Origin of the sequence: uncultured Thiohalocapsa sp. (assembly GCF_913063425.1) — a bacterium.
Lineage (GTDB): Bacteria > Pseudomonadota > Gammaproteobacteria > Chromatiales > Chromatiaceae > Thiohalocapsa.
Map to the genome: position 1 here is coordinate 38269 of NZ_CAJXYK010000038.1, position 22701 is coordinate 60969.

Consider the following 22701-nt stretch of genomic DNA (forward strand, 5'->3'; position numbering starts at 1 on the left):
CGCATTGTGCGCCGCGCCCGGTGACCTGGGAAGTATCGATGTCCGAAACAGGCCGGTTTTGCTGCCATGCGGAGCGGCAGCAGCGTCAACCGCCGAGGCGCTTAAGCAGCGCCCGTGCCGCGCTGCGCTCGGGGAAATCCTTGTCCAACAGATTGAGCAACACCACGCGCGCCTCTGCATCGCGCTCGGCCATGGCCAGGGCCTCGGCGTAATGGAAGCCGATGGTCGCGTTCGTGGGCTCGGCGCGCGCGGCCTGCTCCAGCAGCCCCAGGCCGCGCTGCAGCTCGCCGGCATGCACCAGCAAGTTGCCGAGGGTGTCCTTGACGGCGGCGGAGCCGGGCTCGTCACGATAGGCGCGCTCGGCGTACTTGAGGGCCTGCTCCGGGTCCGTCTCCCGCAGCAGCCAGGCGAGGTTGTTCAGCAGCAGCGGGTCCGAGGCAAGGGCGGGATCGGATGCCATCAATCCCTCAAGCAGCTCCCGCGCCGCGGCATCGCGGCCGAGCTCCGCCTGCACCTGCGCCAGCATTACCCGCGCAGTGACATCGTCCGGGTGGCGCTCCAGCCAGGCCGTGAGCACCTCCTCGGCGGCGGGCTGGGCATTGCCCGCGAGCTGGATCTCGACGAGCTTGTGCAGCACGCCGAAGTCGTCCGGATAGCGCATCAGCAGTCCGCGCATGAGCCGCTCGGCACGGGCGTGGTCGCCGTACTCCACCAACAGGTCCGCCTTGGCGGCGACGAGGCGCGGGGCATTGTCCGTCACCCTGAGCAGCCGATCCAGCAGGCTCAACCGCAGCGCCGGGTCTTTGTACAGCGTCTTGCCCGCCGCCAGCGCAGAGCGCAGCAGGGGACTGTCCGGCGCCTTGGTCGCCCCCTCCAGCAGGGCCTCTTCCATGGCGGGCCGGTTCTTGCGCTCGGCGTAGAGCGCGGCCAGCAGAAAGTTGGGCGTCGCACTCTCCGGCGTCTTCAGCAACAGGGCCTGGAAGGTCTCCAGCGCCGCATCGAGATCGCCCACACTGGCCTGCGCCTGCCCCAGCACCAGCATCATTTCCGCCCGCTCACGCAGACGCTCCGGTGCCGACTGCACCAGTAGACGGGCACGCTCCGGCGTGCCGTTGCGCAGGTAACTCTGCGCCAGGGCGAGCAGGAACCGGGGCTCGTCCGGAACGGCGTCCAGCACTGCACGCAGGCGACGCTGCTGACCGCGTATGTCGCCTGCACTGGCGTCGAGCTCCGCCAGAGCGAGCGTGGCCTCGACATGGTTGGGCACGGCCGCCACCACGTCCTCCAGCAGGGCGCGGGCGCCGCCGGGATCACCCTCCCGCAGACTGAGCTTGGCGAGGTTGAGCGCCGCGTCCGGGAAGGCCGGCGCCGCATCCAGCGCGGCTCGGAAGGACCGCCTGGCCGCCGCCGCATCACCCTGCGCCAGCTGGGCCAGGCCATGCGCGTTGAGCGCGTAAGGATCGTTGCGGCGGGCGCGGATGAGGGTTTCCGCGTGCGTGAGCGCCTCCTCCATGCGCTTGAGCTCGAGCAGGACCTTGATGCGCAGCAGTGGCGCGCTGCGGTGCAGCGGGTCCAGCGCCAGCGCCTGCTCCAGCTGTGCGAGCGCCGCGTCGTGCTCACCGATTCGATGCAGATACTCGGCCGCGGCGAAGCGATGATCGGCGACGTCGGGTTGGATGTCCACCACCCGCAGCAAGGCCGCGCTGGCCGCCTCCCATTCCCCCTGACGGCTGAGCGCCTGGGCGAGGGTGAGCAGCAGCTCGGGGCGGTCCGGCCGTGCCTGCAATGCCTCGCGCAGGAGCGCCTCCGCCGCCGACGGCTTGCGCTGGCGCAGCAGCACCTCGGCCAGCGCCCGGCTCGCCGGCACCGAGTCCGGCAAGCGCTTGCGGTAGCGCGTCAGCAGGTCCGACGCCAGCTCCAGGTTGCCGCGCTCCGCCTCGCCGATGGCGGAGAGGAACAAGGCCCGCAGGTTGTTCGGGTCGTACTTGAGATAGGTCTCCAGGGCGCTCAGCCCGGCGTCCAGCTCACCCTGCTGCAACAGCAGGGCGCCCCGCGCAAAGGAGAGCCCCGGAAAGTTGGGAAAGGTGCGGGCAACGGCGTCGATGTCCGCCGCTGCGGCCTGAAGCTCGCCGAGCTCGATGCGGGTCAGCGCGCGCTTGAAGCGGGGCAGCCATTTGTTCCGGCCCGCGATCACCGCTTTGACGAGCGATTGCTCGGCTGCGGCGTGCTCACCTCGGGCGAAGTCCACCTCCGCGAGGAGCTCCCAGGCGCGGGCCGCCTCGGGGTTGGCAGTGGTCGCGGCGACGAGCAGCTCGCGTGCGTCATCGATCCGGCGCTCTGCGAGCGCGAGCCGGGCCTTGCCCAGCAGGGCATCGGTCTGCGCCGGCGCCAGCTCCAGGGCGCGCTCGTACTCGGCGAGTGCGGCGTCCGTGTTGCCGAGGCCGCGCTCGGCATCACCGCGCAGGGCGGCCAGCACGGCGCGCTGTGCCGGGTCCGCCACCGCGGCCACCGCCACCTCGTCCAGCACGCGCTGATGGGCGCCAGTCAGCAGCAGCGCCCGGGCGCGGGGCTCCAGCAGGCGTGCCCGCGGGGCGCCCAGGCGTTGCGCTGTCTCAAGCTCCTTGAGCGCTGCATCGCCCTGATAAAGATCCAGATAAACACGCGCCAGCAGGATACGTGCAGCTGCATCTTCGGCCTCAGTGCGCAGGTGCTCTTTCAGCACCAGGCCCGCGGCGTTCAGCTCGCCCCGCTCCCAGTAGGCCCGTGCATCATCCAGGGACCCGGCGGGCGCAGGCGCGGCCCAGAGCAGCAGGCAGGTGATGGCGATGGCCGCAGATGCGGGCCAACCGAATCGCAGCGGTGATGGGAACAGGTTCACGGGCTCACTCTGTTGTGCCGGTCTCGGAGCAATCTCGCGGTTATGCGCAGCCTTGAGCCGGGAGACGCATCGGCGAAGCACACCCGAGGGCGCAGTCGTACCTCAGGGGCGGCATGTTATCGAATCGCCGGGGTGGAGACTGAGATCAACGTCAGCACGTCCCTGATTGACAGCGATCTCGACGAGACCGAAGGCGTTTTCGTACCAGAACGGCGTACCCACGGCGACGTCGGAGAAGGTGCGGGCGTGCGCGACTCGCGTGTCGCCGATGACGACCACGGCGGCATCGCTCAGCTCGCGCGCCGGGATGCCCGTCATGACGTTCCCGTAACGATCTACGTAGCACACCGTTGCAGTAGTGGCCGGCCGGTCGGCACCGACGAGGTCCGCGACGTCCACCGGCGTCGCCTGCGGCAGCCGCCCGCGCGCAATCTGTTGGGCGAGCGGCGTGAAGAGATCACGACCATGAAAGCTCGCGGATAGGGTCGGAGGTCGCCACAGAACGCGCCACAGACGCACATCCGTCGGCGCGCTCCCCCGCAGCAGCGGCACGAGAAGGCCGTTGTCCGGCGCGAGCAGCCAGTCCGCGCCGACGCGCGCAGCGAGGATACCGCGAGCACCGCCGACCCCAGGGTCAACGACGCACAGGTAGAGGGTCCGGCCGGGCATGCCGCGGCGCAGACCGGGAAGGAGTAAACCGGCGAGATCCGGGCGGAACGGCGTCAGATCCGACACCAGGTCCACCACCGGGCGCCGCGGACGATGCGCCGCGAGCAGCAGCTGGATCTGACCCGTGTAGGGTCCGCGGCCGAAATCCGTGACCAACGCGAAGCGCCGTGGGCGCCACGCCCGCGGAATCCGCCATCGGCCTGAGCCTTGACGCATGGGCCCTCACGCAAAAGGCCGGGACGAGCTCGGCCTTCGATATTCTTAAGGATGCGAGGCCGCCGACAGATGCATGTCGGCGGGCCAATACGGCCTCAGACGGCTTCGCCCTCAGACGGCTTCGTCCTCATCGTCCTCGATCTCGTCGACCATCGGCCGGTCCACGAGCTCGACGTAGGCCATTGGTGCGGCATCCCCCGGACGGTAACCGCATTTCAGGATGCGCAGGTAGCCACCCGGCCGGGTCTCGTAGCGCGGACCGAGCTCTGTGAAGAGCTTGCCCACTGCCTCTTTGTCCCGCAGCCGCGCAAAGGCCAGGCGCCGGTGATGTACGGAATCGGTTTTGCCCAGGGTAATCAGGGGCTCCGCGACGCGCCGCAGCTCCTTCGCCTTGGGGAGCGTCGTCTTGATCAGCTCATGGCGAATCAACGAGCCGGCCATGTTCCGGAACATCGCTTCGCGATGGGCGCTGGTGCGGTTGAGGTGCCTGCCGGCTTTGCGATGGCGCATGATCTTGCTTCCGTCTGAATACCGTTTCCAACAGGTCTACTTGACCATCAGTTCGTCGATGTTCTCGGGCGGCCAGTTGTCCAGTCGCATACCCAGCGACAGCCCGCGGGTGGCCAACACATCCTTGATCTCGGTAAGCGACTTCTTGCCGAGGTTGGGGGTCTTGAGCAGCTCCACCTCTGTGCGCTGAATCAGATCGCCGATCAGATAGATGTTCTCGGCCTTGAGGCAGTTGGCGGAGCGCACGGTCAGCTCCAGCTCGTCCACCGGCCGCACCAGGATCGGGTCGAAGGGCGGCTCTTTCGGGGCATGCTCCGCCGGTGCCTCGCCGCCGACCGATGTTTCCAGATCGACGAAGCTCGAGAGCTGATCGCGCAGAATGATCGCCGCCCGCTGAATCGCGTCCTGTGGATCGATGGTGCCGTTGGTTTCCAGGTCGATCACCAAGCGGTCGAGGTCTGTGCGCTGCTCCACACGCGCGGAAGGCACTTCGATCGCCACACGCCGCACCGGGCTGAAGGAGGCATCCAGCGGCAGCTTGCCGATGGGACGGTCCTCGCTGCCTTCGGCATCGCGCTGGGTTGCCGGCTCGTAGCCACGGCCCCGCCTGATGGTGATGGTCATGCTGAGCTCGGTCTCGCCGGTGAGGTTGGCAATCACCAGCTCGGGGTTGGCGATCTCGGCCGTGTGATCGATGGCGATGTCACCCGCCGTCACCGGCCCAGGACCCACTTTGCTCAGCGTAAAGGTCGCCTCATCACGCCCGTTGAGCGCGATGGCGAGATCCTTCAGGTTGAGCAGGATCTCGAGCACATCCTGCTGCACACCCTCGATGGTGGTGTACTCGTGGAGGATGCCCTGAATCTCCACCTCCGTGACCGCGCACCCGTCCATGGAGGACAGCAGGATGCGGCGCAGCGCGTTGCCCAGCGTATGGCCGAAGCCGCGCTCCAGGGGCTCCAGCGAGACCCGGGCACGATGCTTCGAGCCATCCACGGGCTCCACCTTGACGATGCGCGGCTTGAGGAATCCGCTCCCGGCCTCTGCCATACTAGGAACCTCTGGGGTTGATACCTCTGGAATGCGTTACTTCGAGTACAGCTCGACGATGAGCGACTCGTTGATGTCCGCGGGCAGGTCGGCCCGATCCGGAACGCGCTTGAACACACCCTTCGCGGCCTTGGTGTCAACGTCCACCCAGTCCACGAAGCCGTACTGCTCGGCCAGCGCCATGGCGTTCTGGACCCGCACCTGCTTCTTGGCCTTCTCGCGCACCTCGATCGCATCTTCCGGTGCAACGGTGTAGGACGGAATGGACACCACTTGGCCGTTGACCAACACGCCCTTATGGTTGATGAGCTGCCGCGCTTCGGCACGTGTCGAGCCGAAGCCCATGCGGTAGACAACGGAATCGAGCCGCCGCTCAAGGAGTTGCAGCAAATTCTCACCGGTGGCGCCTTTACGCCGGGCGGCTTCTTTGTAGTACCCGCGAAACTGCTTCTCCATGATTCCGTACATGCGGCGCACTTTCTGCTTCTCGCGCAGCTGGACGCCGTAATCCGACAAGCGGCGGCGACGCTCCATCGCCTGCCCGGGCGTTTTCTCCATGTTGCACTTGGACTCCAGTGCACGCGCCCGGCTCTTGAGGCCGAGGTCGACGCCCTCGCGGCGCGCAAGCTTGCAGGTCGGTCCGACGTACCTTGCCATTTCGAGACTCTCTCTCTGATTCAGACGCGCCGCTTCTTGGGCGGGCGGCAGCCGTTGTGAGGGATCGGCGTCACGTCCGTGATGCTGGTCACCTTAAACCCGGCGTTGTTCAGTGCCCGCACCGCGGACTCGCGCCCCGGTCCCGGGCCCTTGACGTTGACATCGAGGTTGACCACACCGAACTCCTTGGCCGCGGCACCCGCACGCGATGCGGCCACCTGGGCCGCAAACGGGGTACTCTTGCGCGAGCCACGGAAACCGGAGCCACCGGAGGTGGCCCACGCCAACGCGTTGCCCTGACGATCCGTAATGGTGATGATTGTGTTATTGAAGGATGCGTGCACGTGGGCGATGCCATCGGCCACCTGCTTCTTCACCTTCTTGCGAGTCTTGACCTGTTTTGCCACCAGTTGCTCCCGGTAGAAATCGGCGGACGAGCTGCCCGCTGAGCCGCCGCCGAAGCCGTCGGCTGCGGGTTCTCTCGCCTGTCAGCCCGACAGGGCGCTCAACGCTTGATGGGACGCCGCGGTCCCTTGCGGGTGCGTGCGTTGGTCCGGGTGCGCTGTCCGCGCAGCGGGAGGCCGCGCCGATGCCGGATACCCCGGTTGCAGCCCAGATCCATCAGGCGCTTGATGTTCATGGACACCTCGCGGCGCAGATCCCCTTCGACGGTGTGCTTCCCGACCTCGGAGCGCAGCCGCTCCACTTCGTCTTCAGAGAGGTCCTGGATGCGCGTGGCCGCCGGCACATTGGCAGCGTCACAGATCTGCGCTGCACGCGTCCGACCGATGCCGTAGATCGCAGTCAGCGCGACGACCGCGTGCTTGCGGTCCGGAATGTTGACACCGGCTATGCGGGCCATGCCTGAAACTCCTCGCTACTTTTAACGGCGCGAACGTAAACCGCGCAGAATACCAATAATTGGAGGCAGCGTCAATAGGCGTGTTCTCACCCCTGACGCTGTTTGTGCCGCACGTCCTTGCAGATCACGCGAACGGTACCGTGGCGACGGATGATCTTGCAGTGACGGCAGATCTTCTTCACTGATGCCTGAACTTTCATACCTCTCTCCTGGCGCGCGTTGCGCCTGCCCCCGCAATCTGCGGAAGTCGTCTTTGTTGTCCACCGAAAAAGGCTGATCTCGGCAGCCACCGCCGCCGGGGTGGCGGCGTCATTCACCTCGCCCGTCGCGAACGCTTGGCCCCGAGCGACATCCGCCCGACCGCCTGATCGGGCACGCACGGGGCTCCGGCACAGCCCTCAGCGCGTGAGGCCGGCGCCCGGTGCCTTCAGGTTCGCCTTCTTCATCAGCCCCTCGTACTGATGCGACATCAGATGCGCCTGCACCTGGGCCATAAAGTCCATCACGACGACGACGACGATGAGCAAGGACGTCCCGCCAAAGTAGAAGGGCACGTTCCAGCCGACGATCAGGAACTCGGGCAACAAGCACACGGCTGTGATGTACAGCGCACCGGCGGCAGTGAGTCGTGTCATCACCGTGTCGATGTAGCGTGCCGTCTGCTCACCCGGGCGGATACCCGGAATGAAAGCCCCGGACCGCTTCAGGTTGTCCGCGGTGTCCTTGGAGTTGAACACCAGGGCAGTGTAGAAGAAGCAGAAGAAGATGATCGCCGCCGCATAGAACAGCACATAAATGGGCTCGCCTGGCGACAACTTGGCGGTGATGTCCGCAAGCCAGCGCAGATCTTCCGACTGCCCGAACCATTGTCCGAGCGTGCCCGGGAACAGGATGATGCTCGACGCAAAGATCGGCGGGATCACACCGGCCATGTTGAGCTTGAGCGGCAGGTGCGTGCTCTGCGCCGCCATCATCCGCCGGCCTTGTTGCCGACGCGCATAGTTGACCGTAATGCGGCGCTGCCCGCGCTCGACGAACACGACGAAGGCGGTCACGGCGAGCGCCAGAGCGAACAACGCCAGCACCGTCAAGGCGTTCATTTCGCCCGTGCGCACCAGCTCCAGGGTGCCGCCGACGGCGGCAGGCAGCCCGGCCACGATCCCCGCGAAGATGATCAGCGAAATGCCGTTGCCGATGCCACGCTCGGTAATCTGCTCTCCCAGCCACATCAGGAACATGGTGCCCGTGACCAGGGACACGGCTGCGGTGAACACGAACCCGAAACCCTGCTGCACGACGATGGGCGAGCCGCCGGCGGTCTGACCCTGCAGCGCGATGGAGATGCCGATGGCCTGGAAGGTCGCAAGCACCACGGTGCCGTAGCGCGTGTACTGGGTGATCTTGCGACGCCCGGACTCACCCTCTTTCTTCAGCTGCTCCAGCTTCGGGATGACGGCCGCCATCAGCTGCATGATGATGCTCGCCGAGATGTACGGCATGATACCGAGCGCCAGGATGCTCGCACGCTCCAGCGCGCCGCCTGAGAACATATTGAACATGTCCAGGATCGAGCCCTGGTTCTGATCGAAAAGAACGGCCAGCGCCTCAGGGTTCACGCCGGGCACCGGGATGAAGGTGCCGATGCGATAGACGAGCAGCGCCCCGAGGACGAACAGCAACCGCTGCCGCAACTCCGTGAGTCTGCCCATGCCCCCGAGGGACTGCATGGCCGATGCACTGCTTTTCGCCATAGGTCTGTCGCCGAACCCTTGGGTTGAACCTAAACTCGGCGGCGCGCCTCAGGGCGCGCCGCACGGCTCCGTCGGTAAGTCGGGCGAGCCCCTCAGGAGTCCTCCACCGAGCCGCCCGCGGCCTCGATGGCGGCCTTCGCACCTGACGTGACGGCCAGACCGCGCACCGTAACGGCACGCGACACATTGCCTGACTTGATGATCTTCACGCGCTTCACGGCGACGCCGATCAAACCCGCCGCTCGCAGGCTGTCCAGGGTCACTTCGCTGCCCTCGACACGCCCAAGCTCGCTCAACCGGATCTCATCGCGCTCCAACGCGCCGCGCGAGCGGAAGCCCACCTTCGGCAGGCGCCGCTGCAACGGCATCTGACCGCCTTCGAAGCCGAGCTTGTGAAAACCACCCGAGCGGGACTTCTGGCCCTTGTGGCCACGTCCGCCGGTCTTGCCCAACCCACTGCCGATACCGCGCCCGACCCGCTTGCGTGCGGGACGGCTCCCCGGAGCGGGCTTCAGATCGTTCAGTTGCATATCACTGCTCCGTGACTTCGCGCACCATGTAGGCGACCCGGTTCAGCATGCCGCGGGTCGCTGGGGTGTCCTCAACCTCCACGATCTGGTGCATGCGCCGCAGACCGAGCCCGCGCACGCAGGCTTGGTGAGTCTTCAATCGCCCGTGCATGCTGCGCACCAGCTGCACGCGCATGATCGGCTTACTGCCTGCGGCACTCATGACAAAATCTCCTCGACCGTCTTGCCGCGCTTTGCGGCCACCAGCTCGGCATCGCCCATCTGCGCCAGACCGTTGATGGTGGCCCGAACGACATTCATGGCGTTGTTGGTGCCGATGCACTTGGCCAGAACGTTCTGCACGCCCACCACTTCGAAGACCGCGCGCATGGCGCCCCCGGCGATGATGCCTGTACCATCGGAAGCCGGCTGCATGTAGACGCGTGCAGCGCCGTGACGGCCGACCAGCGGATACTGCAGGGTGCTGCCCTTGAGCCGCACGTCGACCATGTTCTTGCGCGCCGACTCCATGGCCTTCTGAATGGCGACCGGCACCTCGCGGGCCTTGCCTGTGCCGAAGCCGACGCGGCCCTTACCGTCCCCGACCACCGTGAGCGCGCCGAAGCCGAAAACGCGGCCGCCCTTGACCACTTTCGCGACCCGATTCACCGAGATGAGTTTTTCAAGGAGCTCGTCGCCCTCGGGCGCGGGATTGTATGCTGCCATGACCCTAACCTCAGAACTTGAGTCCGTTTTCGCGCGCCGCGTCGGCCAAGGCCTTGACACGCCCGTGATACTTGAAGCCCGAGCGGTCGAAGCTTACTTCGTCCACACCGGCCGCGCGTGCCCGCTCGGCGACGATCCGGCCTACGGCGGAGGCCGCAGCGATATTGCCGGAGTGGCCCTTCGCACCCTGGCGGTACTCCTTGTCCAGCGTGGACGCACTCGCGACGACGCAGTCACCGGATGGCGAAATGACCTGGGCATAGATATGCCGTGGTGAGCGATACACACACAACCGATGCGCACCGAGCTCGCGGATCTTCAACCGCGCACGGGCCGCACGCCGCAGTCGGGATTGCTTTTTGTCCATCGCTGACCCCCTATTTCTTCTTCGCTTCTTTGCGCACGACGTACTCGTCGGCGTAGCGCACACCCTTGCCCTTGTACGGCTCGGGGGGACGGAAGCCGCGGATCTCCGCTGCCACCTGACCGACGCGCTGCTTGTCGGCGCCACGCACGACGATCTCCGTCGCCGCCGGCGTCTCGATCTCGATGCCTTCGGGCACCGGATAATCGATGGGATGGGAGAAGCCCAACGCCAGATTCAGCACCTTGCCCTTGGCCTGCGCGCGATAGCCCACACCCACCAGCGTCAGCTTGCGCTCGAAGCCGGTGCTCACGCCGGTCACCATGTTGTTGATGAGCGCGCGGGTGGTGCCGGCCATGGCCCAGTGCTCAGGCCGATCACCGTTCGGCTTGACGCGCACGAGCCCGTCCTCGACCCCGACAGAGACGGTGTTGTGCACCGACCAGCCCATGACACCCTTGGGGCCCTTCACAGCGACGTCCTGACCGGTGACCTTGACCTCCACCCCGGACGGCACTTTCACGGGCGCTTTTGCGATTCTTGACATGTCCAGCCTCCGGTTACGCCACGTAGGCGACGATCTCGCCGCCGTGCCCGGCTTCCCGCGCTGCGCGGTCGGTCATCAGCCCCTTGGACGTCGACACGATGGCGATGCCGAGGCCGCCCCAGACGCGCGGCAGCTCGTTCCGACCGCGATAGATGCGCAGCCCCGGACGGGAAATCCGCTTCAACTCTTCAATGACCGGCTTGCCGCGGAAGTACTTGAGCCGCAGCTCAAGCTGCGCCTTGCCCTCCGCGTCATGGACGGCGTAGTCGTTGATGTAACCTTCATCCTTGAGGAGGACGGCGATGGCCTGCTTCTGCTTCGACGACGGCATGCGAATGGTGATCTTGCCGCGCGCCTGGCCGTTGCGGATATGCGTCAGCATGTCCGCAATGGGGTCCGACATACTCATTGTTTGTCTCCTCGGGTCAGCCCGCCGTAGCCGGCGCGATACCCCGTCTGTCTCTGCCACCGCGGCCCATGCCGCGGTGCCCGTGCTGCCCGCAACAGCGGGCGCCGTTACCAGCTGGCTTTGACCACACCCGGCACGTCGCCGCGCATCACGGCCTCGCGCAGCTTGTTGCGGCACAAGCCGAACTTGCGGTAGACGGCATGCGGTCGCCCGCTGACGCGACAACGGCGCTGCTTACGCACCGGGCTCGCGTCGCGCGGCAGCTTCTGCAGCGCAACCACTGCAGCATCGACGGCCTCCGGCTCAGCGCTGCGGTCGTTGATCACCGCCTTGAGCCGCTCGCGCTTGGCGGCGAAACGCGCCGCGGCCTGCGCCCGCTTCGACTCGCGGGCGATCATGCTCTTTTTTGCCATAACTCGCTCTTATGTCCGAAACGGAAAACTGAAGGCGTCCAGCAGCGCACGCCCCTCCTCGTCCGTCTTGGCGGTGGTGCTGATGGTGACATCGAGGCCGCGGATGGCGTCGATCTTGTCGTAATCGATCTCCGGGAAGATGATCTGCTCGCGCACACCCATGGAGTAGTTGCCACGGCCGTCGAACGCCTTCGGGCTCAGCCCGCGAAAATCGCGGATTCGCGGAATGGCGATGTTGATCAGCCGGTCCAGGAACTCGTACATCCGTTCCCGGCGCAGCGTCACCTTGCAGCCGATGGGCCAGCCCTCCCGGATCTTGAAACCAGCGACGGACTTACGCGCCTTGGTGACGATGGGCTTCTGCCCCGAGATCCGCGTGAGATCGCCGACGGCATTCTCCATGATCTTCTTATCGTTGATCGCCTCTCCGACGCCCATGTTGAGCGTCACCTTCACCAGCCGGGGCACCTGCATCACGCTCGTGTAGCCGAAGCGCTGCTGCAGCTGGCCGACGATCTCTTCCCGGTATTGCGTTGCCAGTCTGGACATACTTGCTCAACTCAAACGTCGACGACTTCGCCGTCGGATTTGAACACCCGCACCTTTCTACCGTCACCAAGCACCTTGAAGCCCACACGGTCCGCGGCCCCTTTGCTGGGGTTGTAAAGCCCGACATTGGAGACGTGCAGTGGCATCTCTTTGTCCATGATGCCGCCCGCGACGCCGCGATTCGGATTCGGCTTCTGATGCTTCTTGGCAATGTTCACGTTCTCGACCACCACATGCTCGGCGTCGATGACACGCAACACGGTGCCCCGTTTACCCTTGTCTTTACCGGCGACCACCATGACATCGTCGCCCACTTTGATCTTACGCATGAATTTGAACCTGTCAGCCCTGCCGGCTGCCGCTGCACGCTGCGCGCCGTGCTCAGAGCACCTCGGGCGCAAGCGAAATGATCTTCATGAACCGCTCGCTGCGGAGCTCACGGGTTACGGGCCCGAAGATGCGAGTGCCAATGGGCTGCAGCTGATTGTTCAGCAGCACGGCCGCGTTCCCATCGAAACGGATCAGCGACCCATCAGGCCGCCGCACGCCCTTGCGCGTGCGCACCACCACTGCGTTAAAGACATCGCCCTTTTTCACCTTCCCCCGCGGGATGGCGTCTTTGACCGTCACCTTAACGATGTCACCGATGTTGGCGTAGCGCCGATGCGAGCCGCCGAGCACCTTGATGCACTGCACGGCCCGCGCACCACTGTTGTCCGCGACCGCGAGGCGGGTTTGCATTTGAATCATTGTCAGTACCTACCTCTGCCAAAATTGCCCGGCTTGTACCCACCCTGCCGACGCGGGGCTGTGCGCGCATTTGCGCTGCACTCCCGTCAGGGCGCAACGGCCGGCACACTCAGCGCGCGCGCTCCACGATCTCCACCAAGCGCCAGCACTTCGTCTTCGACAACGGCCGGCATTGCTCGACCCGAACCAAATCGCCGGTGTTGCAGGCGTTGTCGGCGTCGTGTGCATGCAGCTTCATGGAGCGCCGCAGGAACTTGCCGTACAGTGGGTGCTTGACCCGCCGCTCCACCAGCACGGTAATGGTGCGGTCCATCGCGTTGCTGACGACGCGACCGCTCACAATTCGATTGCTCTTGTCTTCGGACATGTTGTTCTGTTCCGTTGTCGCCGGCTTCACGCCTGAACCAACCCCGATGACCGACGCTTACTGCGGACCGACCGTGGCAGCCTGCTCTGCGAGCACCGTCTTGATACGGGCAATCTCGCGGCGCACCGTCTTGAATTGCGACGGCCGACTCAGCTGGCCACTGCCCTTTTGCATGCGCAGATTGAACTGCTCCTTGAGGAGCTCCAACAGCTGCTTCTCCAGCGCCTCACGGCCCTGGCCCCGCAATTCTCCGGCCTTACTCACAGCATCGACCTCTTCTCGAACTTGGTCTGCACCGGCAGCTTCGCTGCCGCCAGCCGAAACGCCTCACGCGCCAGATCCTCGGACACGCCCTCGATCTCGTACAGCATCCGGCCGGGCTGGACCAGTGCCACCCAGTATTCGACGTTGCCCTTGCCTTTACCCATGCGCACTTCCAGCGGCTTCTTCGAAATGGGCTTGTCCGGAAAGAGCCTGATCCAGAGCTTGCCGCCGCGACGCACCTTGCGCGTGATAGCACGGCGGGCCGCCTCGATCTGTCGCGCTGTGAGCCGCCCCCGGCCGGTGGCCTTGAGCCCATACTCGCCGAACGACACCTGATTGCCGCTTTGCGCCAGGCCGCGGTTGCGGCCCTTATGCTGCTTACGGAACTTGGTTCTTTTCGGTTGCAGCATCGATCACCCCCTACGTCCGCCGCGCTTCTCGGCCGGCTGCGGCTCTTCGGGCATCCCTTCGAAGACCTCGCCGCGGAAGATCCATACTTTGACGCCGAGGATGCCGTAGGTCGTCCGTGCCTCGGCAAAGCCGTAATCGATATCGGCACGCAATGTGTGCAGAGGGACACGACCCTCGCGATACCACTCCGAGCGCGCGATCTCGGCGCCGTTGAGTCTGCCCGCAATATTCACCCGGATGCCCCCGGCGCCAGCACGCATGGTCGATTGCACGGCGCGCTTCATCGCGCGCCGAAACATGATGCGACGCTCGAGCTGCTGGGCGATCCCTTCGGCCACGAGCTGCGCGTCGAGCTCGGGCTTGCGGATCTCCTCGATACTGATGTGAACCGGGATTCCCATGCGCCGGGAGACCTCGGCCCGCAGCTTGTCGATTTCCTCGCCCTTCTTGCCGATCACGACGCCCGGCCGTGCCGTGTGAATCGTGATGTGGGCGTTCTTCGCCGGACGATTGATCTGGATCCGGCTCACCGAGGCGGCGGCGAGCTTCTTCTTGAGGAAGCCCCGCACCTCGATGTCGTTGTTCAGGAAATCGGCATAGTCCTTCGAATCGGCATACCAGGTGGACGTCCAGTCCTTGACGATGCCGAGCCGAATGCCGGTCGGGTTAACTTTCTGTCCCATGACCTCTTGCCACCTCAGCCTTCGGCCACAGTCACACTGATGTGACTGGTGCGCTTGAAAATACGCGACGCCCGGCCCTTGGCGCGGGCGCGAATGCGCTTCATGGTGGGGCCTTCGTTCACCTGGACGGCGACCACCTTGAGCTCGTCCACGTCGGCCCCTTCGTTATGCTCGGCATTGGCGATGGCGGACTCCAGGATCTTGCGGAAGATCTCCGCCGCCTTCTTGGTGTTGAACTGAAGGTCGTTCAGGGCACGCTCCACGTGCCTACCCCGGATCTGATCCGCCACCAGCCGCGCCTTCTGCGCCGAGATACGGGCGTATTTGAGTGTCGCCACCGCTTGCATGATGCTTCTCCAACTGGTCCGAGTCAGCGCTTCTTCGCCTTGCGGTCGGCAGCGTGACCGCGGAACGTCCGGGTCAGCGCGAATTCGCCGAGCTTGTGGCCGATCATGTTCTCGTTGATGAGAATGGGCACATGCTGACGGCCGTTGTGCACGGCGATGGTCAGGCCGACCATCTCCGGCAGGACCATCGAGCGACGCGACCAGGTCTTGATCGGCCGCTTACTGTTCTGGGCCACCGCATCGGACACCTTCTTTGCCAGGTGGTGATCGATGAACGGGCCTTTTCTGATTGAGCGTGGCACTGGATCGAACCTCGAAACTGTTCCTACTTGCGGCCCCGGCGGCGCACGATCATGCCGTCGGTGCGCTTGTTCTTGCGGGTCTTGAACCCCTTGGTGGGCACACCCCAGGGAGTGACGGGGTTGCGGCCACCCGAGGTGCGGCCTTCGCCACCGCCGTGCGGATGATCCACCGGATTCATCACAACGCCGCGCACGGTCGGCCGTACACCGCGCCACCGCGTCGCGCCGGCCTTGCCGAGCTTGCGCAGACTGTGCTCCCCATTGCCGACCGCACCGATGATGGCCCGGCACTCGGCGTGGACCTTGCGCATCTCACCGGAGCGCAGTCGCAGCGTGGCGTGATTCCCTTCGCGAGCCACCAACTGCACGGAGGCGCCCGCTGATCGGGCCATCTGCGCGCCCTTACCGGGCCGCAGCTCCACGGCATGAACCTCGGTGCCCACGGGGATGTTGCGCAGCGGCAAGCAGTTGCCGACAGCAATGGGCGCGGTTTCGGAGGCCACGACGGTATCGCCCGCCTTCAGCCCCTTCGGCGCCAGCACGTAGCTCCAGTCGCCGTCGGCGTATTTGAGCAGGGCCAGATTCGCGGAGCGATTCGGGTCGTACTCGAACCGCTCGACCGTCGCCGGGACATCCTGCTTGCGCCGTTTGAAATCGACGACCCTGTAGCGCTGCTTGTGGCCACCACCACGGTGACGGACGCTGATGCGACCGGCGTTGTTGCGGCCCCCGCTGCGGGATTTCTTCTCCAGCAGCTGGCTCAAGGGCGGCCCCTGATACAGCTCGGGGCTGGTCACCTTCACCATGAACCGGCGGCCAGGCGAGGTCGGTTTCGTCTTTGCGATTGCCATCTCGGTTTACTCCCGTGCGACGCCGCTCAGGCGCCACCGCCGAAATCGATATCCTGCCCCGGCTTCAGACGCACGTAGGCTTTGCGCCAATCGGGACGACGGCCGTTGCGGGCACCGAAGCGCTTGCGCTTGCCCTTGACGTTCAGCACGCGGACATTGTCCACTTTCACGTCGAAAAGGAGCTCCACAGCGCGGCCGATCTCCTGCTTGGTCGCATCCGTCGTGACCCGGAAGACGAACTGACTGTTCTCATCCGCCGCCAAGGTTGATTTCTCGGAGATGACGGGACCGAGCAGGACCTTCATCAAGCGTTCCTGATTCATGCGAAGCGCGCCTCCAGCCGCGCGAGCGCCGCTTTCGTCAACACCAGATGCTCGAAACCGATCAGACTCACAGGATCCACGCTCACCGCGGCGGCCACATCCACGTGTGGGAGGTTGCGCGCGGCCAGGGCCAGCGTGTCATCCTGCCCATCGATTACGATCAACGCCTCACGCAGGCCCAGCTCGTCGAGCTTGGCCCGGAGCGCCTTGGTCTTCGGCGCATCCAGCCCGAGCGACTCCAGAACATGGACGCGACCGAGCCGCGAGAGCTCGGACAGGATCGCGCGCATGGCGCCGCGATACATCTTACGGTTGACCTTCTGCTCGTAGCTGCGCGGCGCTGCCGCGAAGGTCTTGCCGCCGGAGCGCCACAGCGGGCTGCGCGTGGTGCCTGCCCGAGCGCGGCCGGTACCCTTCTGACGATACGGCTTGGAGCCGCCGCCGCTCACCGCGGAGCGGCTTTTCTGCGCCTTGGTGCCGGCACGGCCACCCGCCAAGTAGGCGGTGACCACCTGATGCACCAGGGGCTCGTTGTAATCAGCGCCGAAGACCGAGTCGGACACCTCGACCGTGACGCCATTTGCCGCGCTCAGCTGCATGACCGCCTCACCCCTTGTTCTTCTGCTTCACCGATGGCAAGACGACGAGCCGACCACCCGCGGGACCGGGCACACCGCCCTTGACGAGCAGCAGGTTGCGCTCAGCATCCACACGCACGATCTCCAGGTTCTGCTGACAACGCTTCGCGTTGCCGTGCTGACCCGCCATACGCTTGCCCTTGAACACCCGACCCGGCGTCTGGCACTGGCCGATGGAGCCTGGGGCGCGATGCGACAACGAGTTGCCGTGGCTGTTGTCCTGGCCGCGGAAGTGGTGCCGGCGGATGCCGCCAGAGAAGCCCCGGCCCTTGGTGACACCACGTACATCGATCTTTTGACCCGGCTCGAACAGACCCACACCGAGCTCGGCCCCAGCGTCGAGGTCTGCGCCCTCATCAGCCGCGAGCCGAAACTCGTGCACAGTGTCGCCGGCCTCGACGCCGGCCTTCGCAAAGTGCCCGGCCATGGGCTTGGTCACGCGCGACGCGCGGCGGGCCCCAGCCGTGACCTGCACGGCGCGATACCCGTCGGTCTCGTCGCTGCGGACCTGACTCACGCGATTGGGCGTCACCTCGATGACTGTCACCGGAATGCTGGCGCCGTCGTCGCCGAAGACGCGCGTCATGCCGGCTTTGCGCCCGATTACTCCAATGCTCATGTCTGCCTTCCCGTTCAGCGCGGCGCCCGGCCGTCCACGTCAGCTTCGACGTGCACGGGCGCCGCTACAATCGTCACTCTGTCAACTGAGCCGGATCGAGACGTCCACGCCGGCCGCCAGATCCAGCTTCATCAAGGCATCGACGGTCTTGTCGGTGGGATCGACAATGTCCATCAGCCGTTTGTGTGTCCGCAGCTCATACTGATCGCGCGCGTCCTTGTTCACGTGCGGCGAGACCAGCACCGTGTAGCGCTCGTGCTTGGAGGGCAGCGGCACAGGGCCGCGCACCTGGGCGCCGGTACGCTTGGCGGTGTCGACGATCTCCCGCGCGGATTGATCGATCAGGCGGTGATCGAATGCCTTGAGGCGGATACGGATACGTTGGTTAGCCATCTGTTCTGACTCGATCCATCACTCGATGATCTTCGCCACCACGCCGGCGCCGACGGTGCGACCGCCTTCGCGCACGGCGAAGCGCAGCCCTTCTTCCATCGCAATCGGCGCGATCAGCCGCACGACCATCTTCACGTTGTCGCCCGGCATCACCATCTCCACGCCCTCCGGCAGCTCGCACGCGCCCGTCACGTCGGTGGTCCGGAAGTAGAACTGCGGACGATAGCCGTTGAAAAACGGCGTGTGCCGACCGCCCTCTTCCTTGCTCAGCACGTACACCTCCGCCTCGAAATGTGTGTGCGGCGTGATCGTCCCGGGCTTGGCCAGCACCTGGCCACGCTCGACATCATCGCGCTTGGTGCCGCGCAGCAGCACGCCGATGTTGTCACCGGCCTGCCCCTGGTCGAGCAGCTTGCGGAACATCTCCACGCCCGTGCACGTGGTCTTGGTCGTGTCCTTGATGCCGACGATCTCGATCTCCTCGCCAACCTTGATCACGCCGCGCTCCACGCGACCCGTCACCACAGTGCCCCGACCGGAGATGGAGAAGACGTCTTCGATCGGCATCAGGAAGGTGCCGTCCACCGGGCGCTCGGGCTCCGGAATGTAGCTGTCCAGCGCCTCGATCAGCTTGTCGATGGACTGCGTGCCGATCTCGCTCTCGTCCCCTTCCAGCGCCTTCAGCGCCGAGCCGGTGACGATCGGCGTGTCGTCGCCGGGGAATTCGTAGCTGTCGAGCAGCTCGCGCACTTCCATCTCCACCAGCTCCAGCAGCTCCTCGTCGTCCACCATGTCCGCCTTGTTCAGGTAGACCACGATGTAGGGCACGCCCACCTGGCGCGAGAGCAGAATGTGCTCGCGCGTCTGCGGCATCGGGCCGTCCGCCGCCGACACCACCAGGATCGCACCGTCCATCTGCGCCGCGCCCGTGATCATGTTCTTCACGTAGTCGGCATGGCCGGGACAGTCCACGTGCGCGTAGTGACGCTGGTCGCTCTCGTACTCCACGTGCGCCGTCGCAATCGTGATGCCGCGCTCGCGCTCCTCCGGGGCGTTGTCGATCTGGTCGTAGGCGCGCGCCTCGCCTCCGAACTTCTTCGCCTGGTGCACCGTGATCGCCGCCGTCAGCGTCGTCTTGCCGTGGTCCACGTGACCAATGGTGCCCACGTTCACGTGCGGCTTCTTGCGCTCGAATTTTTCTTTGGACATGGTCTGTATCCTCGGGATGGAAGTCGGGGTATCGAAGTCGGGGATCGGCGTCGCTTATTGCTTCTTGGTGACGGCCTCGGCGATGCTGGCCGGCACCTCAGTGTACTTCGCGAACTCCATGCTGTAGGTGGCCCGGCCCTGGGTGGCAGAGCGCAGATCAGTCGCATAGCCGAACATGGAGGCAAGCGGGACTTCCGCGCGGATGACCTTGCCGGAAGGCGCGTCCTCCATGCCCTGGATCATGCCGCGGCGGCTGTTGAGGTCGCCCATCACATCGCCCATGTTTTCCTCCGGCGTGACCACCTCGACCTTCATGATCGGCTCCAGCAGCACCGGCTTGGCCTTCGCCGAGCCTTCCTTCAGGGCCATGGAGCCTGCGATCTTGAAGGCCATCTCGCTCGAATCCACCTCGTGATAAGACCCGTCGTACAGCGTGACCTTCACATCCACCATCGGGAACCCGAACGAGACGCCGCTCCCCATGGCCTCCTGAATCCCTTTGTCCACCGCCGGGATGTACTCCTTCGGAATGACGCCGCCGACGATCGCGTTGACGAATTCGTAGCCCGCACCGGACTCCTGAGGCTCGAGGCGAATATACACATGCCCGTACTGGCCGCGACCGCCCGACTGCCGCGCGAACTTGGTTTCCTGCTCGACCTGCGCCCGGATCGTCTCGCGGTAACTGACCTGCGGCGCACCGACATTGGCCTCGACGTTGAACTCGCGCTTCAGCCGATCAACGATGATCTCCAGATGCAGCTCGCCCATACCGGAGATGATCGTCTGGCCCGACTCTTCGTCCGAGCGCACGCGGAAGGAAGGGTCCTCCTGCGCGAGCTTGGACAGGGCCACGCCCATCTTTTCCTGGTCGCCTTTGGTCTTCGGCTCAACGGCCACCGAGATGACAGGCTCCGGGAACTCCATTCGCTCGAGCGTGATGGGCTTATCCAAAGCGCACAGCGTGTCGCCCGTGGTGACGTCCTTGAGACCGACCGCGGCCGCGATGTCCCCGGCGCGGACCTCTTTGATCTCTTTGCGATCGTTGGAGTGCATCTGAAGAATACGGCCGACGCGCTCCTTCTTGCTCTTCACCGGGTTCAGAACCGTATCGCCGGAGTTGAGCACGCCGGAGTAGACACGGAAGAAGGTCAGCGTGCCCACGTAGGGATCGGTTGCAATCTTGAACGCCAGCGCAGCAAAGGGGGCATCGTCGGTGGAGGGACGCTCCTCGACCGTTTCTGCCGCGTCGTCGAGCACGCCCTGGATCGCCGGCACATCGCGCGGCGCCGGCATGTAGTCGATGACTGCATCCAGCATCGCCTGCACGCCCTTGTTCTTGAAGGCAGACCCGCAGAGCATGGGCACGATCTCGTTGGCGAGGGTGCGCATGCGCAGCCCCTTCTTGATATCGGCCTCCGACAGCTCGCCGTCTTCGAGATAACGCTCCATCATCTCCTCGTCGGCCTCCGCTGCCGCCTCCACCATGTTCTCGCGCCACTCGCTGCAGAGCTCGACCATGTCCGCCGGAATGTCACGCGCGTCGTAGGTCATGCCCTTGGAGGCATCATCCCAGTAAATGGCCCTCATGCGCACCAGATCGACGACACCGGCGAAGTCGTCCTCGGCGCCGATTGGTAACTGGATCGGCACCGCCTGGCCACCCAAGCGATCCTTGACCTGCTGCACCACGCGCAGGAAGTTGGCCCCCATACGATCCATCTTGTTCACGAAGGCGAGGCGCGGCACGCGGTACTTGTCAGCCTGGCGCCAGACGGTCTCCGACTGGGGCTCCACACCGCCGACGGCACAAAAGACGGCGCAGGCACCATCGAGCACGCGCAGGGAGCGCTCGACCTCGATGGTAAAGTCCACGTGTCCCGGCGTATCGATGATGTTGATTCGGTGCTCCGGGTATTGCTGGTCCATGCCCTTCCAGAAGCAGGTGGTGGCCGCAGAGGTAATGGTGATACCCCGCTCCTGCTCCTGCTCCATCCAATCCATGGTGGCCGCACCGTCGTGCACCTCGCCGATCTTGTGCGACAGGCCGGTGTAGAACAGGATGCGCTCTGTGGTCGTCGTCTTGCCGGCATCGATGTGCGCCATGATGCCGAGATTCCGGTACCGATCGATGGGTGTACTACGTGCCACGGCTCTGTCCGCCTGTCTGAGAGATTGAGGTGCTGCCTGCGTGGCCCGGCCTGCGCAGGCTCCGCGCGCCTACCAGCGATAATGAGAGAAGGCCTTGTTGGCCTCCGCCATACGATGCGTGTCTTCCTTCTTCTTCACCGCGGTGCCGCGCGAATCGCCTGCGTCCATCAGCTCACCCGCGAGCCTGAGCGCCATGGACTTCTCCGAGCGTTTACGGGCTGCATCGATGAGCCAGCGCATCGCGAGCGTGTTGCGGCGCGTCGGACGCACCTCCACCGGCACCTGGTAGGTGGCACCGCCCACGCGCCTGGACTTGACCTCCACCGCCGGGCGCACGTTCTCCATGGCCTGATCCAGGGTTTCCAACGGATCGACCCCTTTCTTTTCGGAAACGTGCTCAAGCGCGCCATACATGATGCGCTCGGCCACGGCCTTCTTGCCGTCTTCCATCAGCATATTGATGAACTTCGCAAGCAGCTCGCTGCCGTGCTTCGGATCCGGCAGGATCTGGCGCTTGGCGATGACGCGTCTTCTCGGCATCTCGTCTGTATCTCCGACCTTGACTGAAAACCGACCGCAGGGGATGGTCCGGCGTGTCAGCTTTTCGGGCGCTTGGCGCCGTACTTGGAACGACCCTGCCGGCGCTTCTCCACGCCCGTGGTATCCAGGGTGCCGCGCACCGTGTGGTACCGGACGCCCGGCAGGTCCTTGACGCGACCGCCGCGAATCAACACCACGGAATGCTCCTGCAGGTTATGCCCCTCACCGCCGATGTAGGACGCCACCTCATAGCCGTTGGTGAGGCGCACGCGGGCGACCTTACGCAGCGCCGAGTTCGGCTTCTTCGGCGTGGTGGTGTAGACACGGGTGCAAACGCCGCGCTTCTGCGGGCACGCCTCCAGCGCCGGCACATTGCTTTTCTCCGCCCTGCGCTTGCGCGGCTTGCGGACGAGTTGGTTGACAGTCGCCATGAAAAGCTCCATCCAAACGGGGCGCAGCGCACGACACGACGCGACCCGAGCCCGCAATGCCGCAGCCTTGACTGGGCATTGCGGAAACGCACAAAAAATAGGAAGCAAGCAGCGGGATTGACCGACCAGCGGAGGCCTGAACCCCGGGAACAAACGCGCCGGCTCAATGGCCGGCGAGCTAAGAAGAGAAGTGTAACAAGGCCGCATCAGCGTGTCAACCGTGTGACACGCTGATCAGCCCTGAAGCATGATCGGCCGCCAACGCAGCCGGCGGCGCCGGCGCGGCGATGTCGGATGTCGCCGAGCCGTTCC

The 22701-nt window shown here is 65.2% G+C and carries 34 protein-coding genes; all 34 read right to left on the reverse strand.

Features of this window, described 5'->3' with window-relative positions; genetic code table 11:
* Positions 1–85: 85 nt before the first annotated feature.
* On the reverse strand, positions 86–2878 hold the full coding sequence (gene prsT / locus QZ607_RS18290) for an XrtA/PEP-CTERM system TPR-repeat protein PrsT (RefSeq protein WP_295885642.1): 2793 nt from the start codon (positions 2876–2878) through the stop codon (positions 86–88).
* Positions 2879–2980: 102 nt separating this feature from the next.
* Positions 2981–3703 carry an SAM-dependent chlorinase/fluorinase gene (locus QZ607_RS18295; protein WP_295885644.1) on the reverse strand — a complete coding sequence of 241 codons (723 nt, stop codon included), beginning with the start codon at positions 3701–3703 and terminating at the stop codon, positions 2981–2983.
* A 171-nt stretch (positions 3704–3874) separates the two neighbouring features.
* The gene (gene rplQ / locus QZ607_RS18300; protein WP_295885647.1) at positions 3875–4273 is read right to left on the reverse strand and encodes a 50S ribosomal protein L17; all 399 of its coding nucleotides are present in this window, start codon (positions 4271–4273) and stop codon (positions 3875–3877) included.
* A 36-nt stretch (positions 4274–4309) separates the two neighbouring features.
* Positions 4310–5323: a DNA-directed RNA polymerase subunit alpha gene (rpoA, locus tag QZ607_RS18305; protein WP_295885649.1), complete on the reverse strand. Its 1014-nt coding sequence runs from the start codon at positions 5321–5323 to the stop codon at positions 4310–4312.
* Positions 5324–5359: 36 nt separating this feature from the next.
* Positions 5360–5980, reverse strand: coding sequence for a 30S ribosomal protein S4 (gene rpsD / locus QZ607_RS18310; protein WP_295885651.1), 621 nt, complete (start codon positions 5978–5980; stop codon positions 5360–5362).
* A gap of 20 nt (positions 5981–6000) precedes the next feature.
* Positions 6001–6387: a 30S ribosomal protein S11 gene (gene rpsK, locus QZ607_RS18315; protein ID WP_295885654.1), complete on the reverse strand. Its 387-nt coding sequence runs from the start codon at positions 6385–6387 to the stop codon at positions 6001–6003.
* 98 nt (positions 6388–6485) lie between these two features.
* Positions 6486–6842, reverse strand: coding sequence for a 30S ribosomal protein S13 (rpsM, locus tag QZ607_RS18320; protein WP_295885655.1), 357 nt, complete (start codon positions 6840–6842; stop codon positions 6486–6488).
* Positions 6843–6928: 86 nt separating this feature from the next.
* The gene (gene rpmJ / locus QZ607_RS18325) at positions 6929–7042 is read right to left on the reverse strand and encodes a 50S ribosomal protein L36 (protein ID WP_295885657.1); all 114 of its coding nucleotides are present in this window, start codon (positions 7040–7042) and stop codon (positions 6929–6931) included.
* A gap of 198 nt (positions 7043–7240) precedes the next feature.
* Positions 7241–8593 (reverse strand): preprotein translocase subunit SecY, encoded by a 1353-nt coding sequence (gene secY / locus QZ607_RS18330; protein ID WP_295885659.1) that lies wholly within the window; start codon positions 8591–8593, stop codon positions 7241–7243.
* 92 nt (positions 8594–8685) lie between these two features.
* Complete coding sequence (gene rplO / locus QZ607_RS18335) at positions 8686–9123, reverse strand: 50S ribosomal protein L15 (protein WP_295885661.1); 438 nt, start codon at positions 9121–9123, stop codon at positions 8686–8688.
* 1 nt (position 9124) lies between these two features.
* Complete coding sequence (gene rpmD / locus QZ607_RS18340) at positions 9125–9325, reverse strand: 50S ribosomal protein L30 (protein WP_295885664.1); 201 nt, start codon at positions 9323–9325, stop codon at positions 9125–9127.
* Entirely contained in the window at positions 9322–9828 is a 507-nt protein-coding gene (gene rpsE / locus QZ607_RS18345; RefSeq protein WP_295885667.1) for a 30S ribosomal protein S5, read from the reverse strand. Before rpsE ends, rpmD begins: the two co-directional genes overlap by 4 nt.
* Before the next feature lie 10 nt (positions 9829–9838).
* Positions 9839–10195 (reverse strand): 50S ribosomal protein L18, encoded by a 357-nt coding sequence (rplR, locus tag QZ607_RS18350; RefSeq protein WP_295885668.1) that lies wholly within the window; start codon positions 10193–10195, stop codon positions 9839–9841.
* A 10-nt stretch (positions 10196–10205) separates the two neighbouring features.
* Positions 10206–10739, reverse strand: a complete 534-nt coding sequence (gene rplF / locus QZ607_RS18355; RefSeq protein ID WP_295885670.1) for a 50S ribosomal protein L6 — start codon at positions 10737–10739, stop codon at positions 10206–10208.
* A gap of 13 nt (positions 10740–10752) precedes the next feature.
* Positions 10753–11148, reverse strand: a complete 396-nt coding sequence (gene rpsH / locus QZ607_RS18360) for a 30S ribosomal protein S8 (protein ID WP_295885672.1) — start codon at positions 11146–11148, stop codon at positions 10753–10755.
* 107 nt (positions 11149–11255) lie between these two features.
* Complete coding sequence (gene rpsN, locus QZ607_RS18365) at positions 11256–11561, reverse strand: 30S ribosomal protein S14 (RefSeq protein ID WP_295885675.1); 306 nt, start codon at positions 11559–11561, stop codon at positions 11256–11258.
* A gap of 9 nt (positions 11562–11570) precedes the next feature.
* A complete protein-coding gene (gene rplE / locus QZ607_RS18370) occupies positions 11571–12110 on the reverse strand; it encodes a 50S ribosomal protein L5 (protein WP_295885677.1) in 540 nt (179 codons plus the stop codon).
* Positions 12111–12121: 11 nt separating this feature from the next.
* On the reverse strand, positions 12122–12439 hold the full coding sequence (gene rplX, locus QZ607_RS18375) for a 50S ribosomal protein L24 (protein WP_295885679.1): 318 nt from the start codon (positions 12437–12439) through the stop codon (positions 12122–12124).
* Positions 12440–12491: 52 nt separating this feature from the next.
* Entirely contained in the window at positions 12492–12860 is a 369-nt protein-coding gene (rplN, locus tag QZ607_RS18380; protein WP_295885682.1) for a 50S ribosomal protein L14, read from the reverse strand.
* 109 nt (positions 12861–12969) lie between these two features.
* Positions 12970–13227: a 30S ribosomal protein S17 gene (gene rpsQ, locus QZ607_RS18385; RefSeq protein ID WP_295885684.1), complete on the reverse strand. Its 258-nt coding sequence runs from the start codon at positions 13225–13227 to the stop codon at positions 12970–12972.
* A gap of 57 nt (positions 13228–13284) precedes the next feature.
* Entirely contained in the window at positions 13285–13491 is a 207-nt protein-coding gene (gene rpmC, locus QZ607_RS18390; protein ID WP_295885686.1) for a 50S ribosomal protein L29, read from the reverse strand.
* Positions 13488–13901, reverse strand: a complete 414-nt coding sequence (gene rplP / locus QZ607_RS18395) for a 50S ribosomal protein L16 (RefSeq protein WP_295885688.1) — start codon at positions 13899–13901, stop codon at positions 13488–13490. The genes rpmC and rplP overlap by 4 nt, the downstream gene beginning before the upstream one ends.
* A gap of 3 nt (positions 13902–13904) precedes the next feature.
* Positions 13905–14585 (reverse strand): 30S ribosomal protein S3, encoded by a 681-nt coding sequence (rpsC, locus tag QZ607_RS18400; protein ID WP_295885691.1) that lies wholly within the window; start codon positions 14583–14585, stop codon positions 13905–13907.
* A gap of 14 nt (positions 14586–14599) precedes the next feature.
* The gene (gene rplV, locus QZ607_RS18405) at positions 14600–14932 is read right to left on the reverse strand and encodes a 50S ribosomal protein L22 (RefSeq protein ID WP_295885692.1); all 333 of its coding nucleotides are present in this window, start codon (positions 14930–14932) and stop codon (positions 14600–14602) included.
* Between the two features lie 23 nt (positions 14933–14955).
* On the reverse strand, positions 14956–15234 hold the full coding sequence (gene rpsS, locus QZ607_RS18410) for a 30S ribosomal protein S19 (RefSeq protein ID WP_295885695.1): 279 nt from the start codon (positions 15232–15234) through the stop codon (positions 14956–14958).
* A gap of 23 nt (positions 15235–15257) precedes the next feature.
* Positions 15258–16085: a 50S ribosomal protein L2 gene (gene rplB, locus QZ607_RS18415; RefSeq protein WP_295885697.1), complete on the reverse strand. Its 828-nt coding sequence runs from the start codon at positions 16083–16085 to the stop codon at positions 15258–15260.
* 26 nt (positions 16086–16111) lie between these two features.
* Positions 16112–16408, reverse strand: coding sequence for a 50S ribosomal protein L23 (rplW, locus tag QZ607_RS18420; RefSeq protein WP_295885698.1), 297 nt, complete (start codon positions 16406–16408; stop codon positions 16112–16114).
* Entirely contained in the window at positions 16405–17007 is a 603-nt protein-coding gene (rplD, locus tag QZ607_RS18425) for a 50S ribosomal protein L4 (protein ID WP_295885699.1), read from the reverse strand. Before rplD ends, rplW begins: the two co-directional genes overlap by 4 nt.
* A gap of 7 nt (positions 17008–17014) precedes the next feature.
* Positions 17015–17665, reverse strand: a complete 651-nt coding sequence (rplC, locus tag QZ607_RS18430; RefSeq protein ID WP_295885700.1) for a 50S ribosomal protein L3 — start codon at positions 17663–17665, stop codon at positions 17015–17017.
* Between the two features lie 81 nt (positions 17666–17746).
* Positions 17747–18058: a 30S ribosomal protein S10 gene (gene rpsJ, locus QZ607_RS18435; protein WP_200240729.1), complete on the reverse strand. Its 312-nt coding sequence runs from the start codon at positions 18056–18058 to the stop codon at positions 17747–17749.
* A gap of 18 nt (positions 18059–18076) precedes the next feature.
* Positions 18077–19267, reverse strand: a complete 1191-nt coding sequence (tuf, locus tag QZ607_RS18440) for an elongation factor Tu (protein ID WP_295885703.1) — start codon at positions 19265–19267, stop codon at positions 18077–18079.
* Positions 19268–19321: 54 nt separating this feature from the next.
* Positions 19322–21418: an elongation factor G gene (fusA, locus tag QZ607_RS18445; protein WP_295885706.1), complete on the reverse strand. Its 2097-nt coding sequence runs from the start codon at positions 21416–21418 to the stop codon at positions 19322–19324.
* A gap of 69 nt (positions 21419–21487) precedes the next feature.
* Entirely contained in the window at positions 21488–21958 is a 471-nt protein-coding gene (gene rpsG / locus QZ607_RS18450) for a 30S ribosomal protein S7 (protein ID WP_295885708.1), read from the reverse strand.
* A 56-nt stretch (positions 21959–22014) separates the two neighbouring features.
* Positions 22015–22389, reverse strand: a complete 375-nt coding sequence (rpsL, locus tag QZ607_RS18455; protein ID WP_295885709.1) for a 30S ribosomal protein S12 — start codon at positions 22387–22389, stop codon at positions 22015–22017.
* Positions 22390–22701 lie beyond the last annotated feature (312 nt).